At 42.5% G+C, this 5,594-nt stretch carries 5 protein-coding genes and 1 pseudogene; 3 read left to right on the forward strand and 3 right to left on the reverse strand.

Annotated features, from left to right (window positions below; genetic code table 11):
- Window positions 1-142: 142 nt before the first annotated feature.
- Window positions 143-772: a TetR/AcrR family transcriptional regulator gene (locus VB732_RS00735; protein WP_323228902.1), complete on the reverse strand. Its 630-nt coding sequence runs from the start codon at window positions 770-772 to the stop codon at window positions 143-145.
- 407 nt (window positions 773-1,179) lie between these two features.
- Complete coding sequence (locus VB732_RS00740) at window positions 1,180-1,683, reverse strand: GNAT family N-acetyltransferase (protein ID WP_323228903.1); 504 nt, start codon at window positions 1,681-1,683, stop codon at window positions 1,180-1,182.
- Between the two features lie 114 nt (window positions 1,684-1,797).
- On the opposite strand from VB732_RS00740, the pseudogene VB732_RS00745 reads away from it, so the two are divergent.
- Window positions 1,798-1,992: pseudogene (locus tag VB732_RS00745) on the forward strand (response regulator transcription factor); the annotation flags it as partial.
- Between the two features lie 70 nt (window positions 1,993-2,062).
- Here VB732_RS00745 and VB732_RS00750 read toward each other — a convergent pair.
- A complete protein-coding gene (locus VB732_RS00750) occupies window positions 2,063-2,485 on the reverse strand; it encodes a lysozyme inhibitor LprI family protein (protein WP_323228904.1) in 423 nt (140 codons plus the stop codon).
- Window positions 2,486-2,844: 359 nt separating this feature from the next.
- Here VB732_RS00750 and VB732_RS00755 point away from each other — a divergent pair, with 359 nt between their 5' ends.
- Together VB732_RS00755 and VB732_RS00760 are read left to right on the forward strand one after the other, a co-directional pair.
- Entirely contained in the window at window positions 2,845-3,816 is a 972-nt protein-coding gene (locus tag VB732_RS00755) for a YegS/Rv2252/BmrU family lipid kinase (RefSeq protein WP_323228905.1), read from the forward strand.
- Window positions 3,817-3,975: 159 nt separating this feature from the next.
- A complete protein-coding gene (locus VB732_RS00760; RefSeq protein ID WP_323228906.1) occupies window positions 3,976-5,526 on the forward strand; it encodes a metallophosphoesterase in 1,551 nt (516 codons plus the stop codon).
- The last annotated feature ends 68 nt before the right edge of the window (window positions 5,527-5,594 follow it).

Below are 5,594 nucleotides of genomic sequence, written 5' to 3' on the forward strand. Positions count from 1 at the left end.
GAAACCCAACGCTTGATCCTTGCTCATGTTGGGTTTCACTACCGTTCAACCCAACCTACATTCAAAGATTTTATTATAAGTAATCACCCGGACTTGATATTAATACCAAAAGCCTTATTTAACTCAGAATATCTAATTTAGCTCATAACTTACAGTGACATTGAGAACTATCAGGGGTACTGATACCGCGCACAAAAATATCTACACAGGTTTCTATATACTCCTCACAGCTATAGCTACCTTGATTGAATTTTACACTGCGACATAACATTCCAGCTAACAGCATTCCTGTAAACATATCGACTGCTGGAAATGGATCGAGGTCTGCTCTTACGGAACCTCGTTTCTGGCTCGATTGCAGATAAGCTATCAGTTTTTCCCCTAAAGGTTTGGAAGCTTCTTGAATAACTTGTTTAGCTGCATCAGGATGACGTTTGGCTTCTCCGATGAAGGTACGAATTAAGTCTTCCTGTGTCTCTAACATAGTATTGTAAAGATAGGCATACTGTGTTAAATCAATTTTTAGATCCTGCGTCCACGCTTCGGGGTATGCAAGGGCTTCTGTCTGAAGTGCTAAGGCATTTTTGATTACTGCTCTCAGAAGTTGTTCTTTGCTAGCAAAGTGGCGAAATAAAGTTACCTCATTCACACCAGCAACACGAGCTATTTCACGGGTAGTTGCTCCTTGAACACCTAAACTGGCAAATACCTGCGAGGCGGCTTCTATCAAACGTGTACGGGTGAGAGTTGATGAACGAATGATTTTATTCATTTATGCTAGCAAATACTTACTTTCATCATAGGCTATGTGAAAAAATTGGTCGGGAATTGGGAATTGGGAAGAAAAGAGGGATAGATCCGTACTGAGTCTTGTTCAAAAATCAGTACACTTTTATTCCTTCTTCCCAGTCCCCAGTAAAAAGTCCCTTACCTCTACGAGTAATATCATGTCCGGTTAAATAATTGTCATTGCGTACCGCCCTTGGCGTTCCCGCAGGGTACGAAGTGTTCGCGGAGCGTCTCGTCATAGAGATAGCAATCCCAAAAGCCTTGCGATTGCTTCCTTCCACTTCGTTGCACTCGCAATGACATATCACAAGTAATTTGCCGGACATGATATAATTCAGAAATCAAATCGGATTGCTAGTTAGGTTTATTTGAGCTAATCTACTTAATAGCTCAAATTTCCTTCGGTGTAGTAGCTAATGTTTTACTCATTTTAGTAACTGGCACAACTATCCCGCTTCTTAAATAATGAGGTGTCCTTTGGATGGCAGTAAATCCCAGTCGTAAATAAAATCCTTCAGCATATAGACTAGCAGTTGTAATTACTTCATCTATACCTTCCTCAGTTGCTTCATCGCAAAAATGTTGGACTAAAGCACGTCCAATCCCTTTCCCTTGAGATTTAGGATGGACATACAATCCGATCAGTTCATCAACAATAAAGCTAGCAAAACCTATAACAACATCTCTCTCGATCGCAACCCAGCAAGTCTCCAATTTCATACTCTTCAAGATATTTGAACCATCAGGTTGATCGCGGTAATTACGCCAAGCAAAAAGTTCTTTTTCGGTGTATAAAGTCGCAGGTAGAGCTTTGATAGCAGCAATATGAATTGCACTCATTACCCAGGCATCTGTTTTTTTGGCAGGTCTAAGAGATATTTGGTTAGCACTCATGGGTTCAGAGCTAGCATTCAGATTACTGCTGGAATTTCTGATATAAATCCTTTACTGATATTAGCAGTTTGCAATTGAGTCACCGAAGAGGCAGGGAAGAAGGGAGCATAGGTATTGAAGCATCTTATTCGCCAAGGACTTAAGAGTATGCTTGAGTCGAATGCAGAGATGCAGGTAATCGGTGAGGCGGAAAATGGGCAACGGGCACTCGAACAAATTCCGGCACTGCAACCTGATATCGTGCTTATGGATGTTCGGATGCCCGTAATGGATGGAGTTGCGATAACAAAAGCGATCGCTCAAGAATATCTTCATAATACTGAGTTTGATGTCTAGCCCACAAATCACACCCATATCTCAAAATTGCGTTGTGTCCTCTTTAACGATCGGATGTGAGATATTCCCGTAATTGTTGGGTACGCAATTTTGTAACATTTTCCAGACAACCAAAATAAATAGTAGGAGAAATACTTCCTCCCTCGTATTCGCTTCTTTCAAACTCACAATTGGTATCCCGAAACTTGATCCATGCTTGCTGTGCAGCAATTAATTTCTGTTTCCTAGACCTTTCTAAGTTAGGTAGCAATTGTTGATAGGCTTGATTTAGTTTTTTATCTGCATTCTGATAAGATAACCTCGCGCATTCATTAATTGCTGCTTGAGTTTGAGCATTATTGCAGTTTAATTTTTGAACCAAGCGCATCTGGGGTAAATCAGGCGTTGTGCCTGCTATTGTCATCGTAGGGGTAGCTAAACTGCTGAGAGTTAGCATACTTGAAAAAACTAGTAATAATTTACGCATGGCAAAAATTTTATAAGAAGAATTCAGAATTCAGGAGTCAGAAAACAGGTATGAATTCTGTACGAGTGGGTGACGAATATTGGTTAAAACCGTACTTTGTCCCGCTACGCTAACGCCCCTGGTGGGCGAAAAAAATTAAAATATTCTCCCTTTATAGGTAGAGTATTCTGACTCCTGTTTTATTGTTTAAGTATACATAAAAGATACCAGTAGCAATGCATAGTTTGGTAGATTACGGCGCATAAGACTGATAATTTGTTATAAAATGTAATCTGACTAACAGAAGAAAGTCGAGATTTTACTGAGAATCCTAGAAATAATTTGGTATTTTAGTAATCTAAGTTTAGCTTTTATATTTTATGAATCGTTCCGCTTGCCTGATCTTTAATCCAGTTGCTGGTCAGGGTGATCCAGACGTAGAATTAGCAGAAATTCGGGCAATATTAGAACCAAATATTGACCTAGATATTTATCTCACAACTGAAGAAATCGATGCCGATCAACTAGCTTATGACGCTGTAGAGCGAGGAGTAGATGCAATCATCGCTTCGGGGGGAGATGGGACACTCTCTGCGGCGGCAACAGCTTTAGTGGGTACTGATATTGCATTTGGCATCATTTCCAGAGGAACAGCAAACGCTTTTGCCACAGCTTTAGGAATTCCTGACACGATCGCAGGTGCATGTGAAACAATTTTGCAGGGAGGAACCCACCATGTAGACGTAGCCTATTGCAACGATCGCCCAATGGTACTCTTGGCAGGTATTGGCTTTGAAGCTGAAACTATAGAATTGGCAGACCGAGATGCCAAAAATCGCTTTGGAATGATGGCCTACGTTTTCGCTGGAATTCAGCAACTGAGAAATTTAAAAAACTTTGATGTTGAAATTGAAACAGAAGACAGGATAATTAAAACTAGTGCCTGTGCAGTAACAGTTGCAAATGCCGCGCCTCCGACTTCAGTCTTAGCTCAGGGCCCAGCAGGTTTGATTTATGATGATGGGTTACTAGATTTGACAATTGTAGCTCCAGCTAACAAGGCAGGAGCGATCGCTGCGACATTTCATCTATTCCAAACAGCTTCTACAGGTAACGCCGTAGAACGCAATGATATTGGTTTTTTACGAGCCAAACAATTTAAAATTACAACAGAGCCACCACAAAAGGTTGTTCTCGATGGTGAAATAGTCGGCACAACACCAGTAGAAATTAAGTGTGTACCAGCAGGATTAAAGATTTTCGTGCCATTAGTAGAAGAAGTTGAGCCTACCGAAAAACTAGAGGGACTGCCTAATTTGACTATTGAAATGAAAGATACGGTAGAAGAGTAAGGGAATTGGGGATTGGGGATTGGGAATGGGAATTGGGGATTGGGAAAGACTTGTTGTAATATCTAAACTTTTGTCACCTTGCCCCCTGCCCCCTGCCCCCTGCCTCCCCGCGCCCTGCCTCCCCGCCCTCTGCAATTCAAGATTCAGGAGTAGGTTACATTGAAACTTGTATCTGATCCAGCGATCGCTAACAAAATTCGTAAGATGAATCAGCGAGTAAAGTGGCAAGATCCGTTAATTGTGGAACGGAACATCGACCAAACTCGCCTGGTGTTAGAGGATGGACAAACAGACGATTCAGAGTTCTCATTTTTAGTTGTAGGTGATAGTGGTTCTGGTAGGCATCGGGGACACAATCCCCAGCGACAGATCGCTGAACTTATGTTGCCCCATCACGAAGAATCACGGTTTCTGCTGCATACCGGGGATGTAATTTACTTAGTCGGGTCGAGTGAATACTATCAGCAAAACTTCATCGACCCTTACCGAGAGTTTATCTTGGGCGGGGAGCATCCGAAGCGGATTGCTTATGATCAGATGACTTTTAAGCTGCCTATTTTACCAGTACCGGGAAATCACGATTACTATAACTTGCCAATTTTATTGAGCTTGGCATCTCTGACAACATTACCCATTCGTCGCCTGTTGCGATCGCGGTTAGACCTAGATGTAGGCTTACATGGCTCAGGAACGGGTGAAGCTTATGCACGGGCATTTCTAGACTATCTTAAAGCGCATCAGCTTCCAGGAGAGTTAGCCAGCCATTTAGATAAGTACTACACAGGTAAGACAGATACAGGTCGTTGTCTTAAGTATGAACCTGGACATTTTACCCGCCTTCCCAATCGTTACTACACTTTTCGCTATGGCGGGATTGATTTCTTTGCCTTAGATTCCAATACATTTAACGATCCACCACCTTTACCTAAAACAAAACAAGGTGATGCCGAACGCAGAATCTTAGAAAAACGTCGTGAAGATTTAGAGCAAGAAAAGCAGCACATTGTTGAAAACTCGGCCAAGCTTCGTCCTGAAAACCCCATTGAAGCCGACCAGTTGGACGACTTTCACGCCAAACTATCGCAAATTGAAGAAATTATTGTTGATATAAATAAGCAATTAGCTGCTGATAAAACAACTCTGACTGACATTGAACAACTAGACTGGCTCAAGCAAAGATTAATTGAATCTTGGAATAATTCAGAAGTTCGGGGAAGAGTGATTTATTTCCATCATCCACCTTATGTAACTGAGGCGACAAAGTGGCAACAAGCACAAACTTTGATCGTTCGCGATCGCTTCCGTAACGTGCTGGATGCAGTAGCTAAAGAAATCGGTTCCCTAAATCAGGGTCGTCCTTTGGTTGACTTGGTATTAAATGGTCACGCCCACTGTTTGGAACACCTGGAGACAATGGATACAGGACACGCTGATGCTCATATCCATTGGCTTGTTTGTGGTGGTAGCGGGTTTAGTTTGCGCCGCCAACGAATTGAGGGATCAGATTTAATGGAAGAAAATAGATTAGTGGCGCGATCGCATCTTTTCATTGGTCGCCACGGTCAAGGTTCTCAAAAGCGGCGACCTTATTCAGGTTTACGCATTGACGTTAAAGGCGATGGACAACCTAAGTTTATTGTCCGTCCCTTGATTGCCGAATGGCATCAGCGACAATGGCATAATCGGGAACTTGAGCCACTGATCATCTAAAATATGGGGCATAAGAGGCTGAGGGGCAGGGAGCGGGGGGCGGGGGGCAGGGGGCAGGGAGCAGGGAG

The sequence above is a fragment of the Nostoc sp. UHCC 0252 genome (assembly GCF_034931145.1).
In the GTDB taxonomy this organism is placed as follows: Bacteria; Cyanobacteriota; Cyanobacteriia; order Cyanobacteriales; family Nostocaceae; genus Nostoc.

Excerpts from the sequence above, each read along its gene's own strand:
- VB732_RS00735 (WP_323228902.1), bottom strand. The coding sequence starts at position 772 with ATGAATAAAATCATTCGTTCATCAACTCTCACCCGTACACGTTTGATA.
- VB732_RS00740 (WP_323228903.1), bottom strand. The coding sequence starts at position 1,683 with ATGAGTGCTAACCAAATATCTCTTAGACCTGCCAAAAAAACAGATGCC.
- VB732_RS00750 (WP_323228904.1), bottom strand. The coding sequence starts at position 2,485 with ATGCGTAAATTATTACTAGTTTTTTCAAGTATGCTAACTCTCAGCAGT.
- VB732_RS00755 (WP_323228905.1), top strand. The coding sequence starts at position 2,845 with ATGAATCGTTCCGCTTGCCTGATCTTTAATCCAGTTGCTGGTCAGGGT.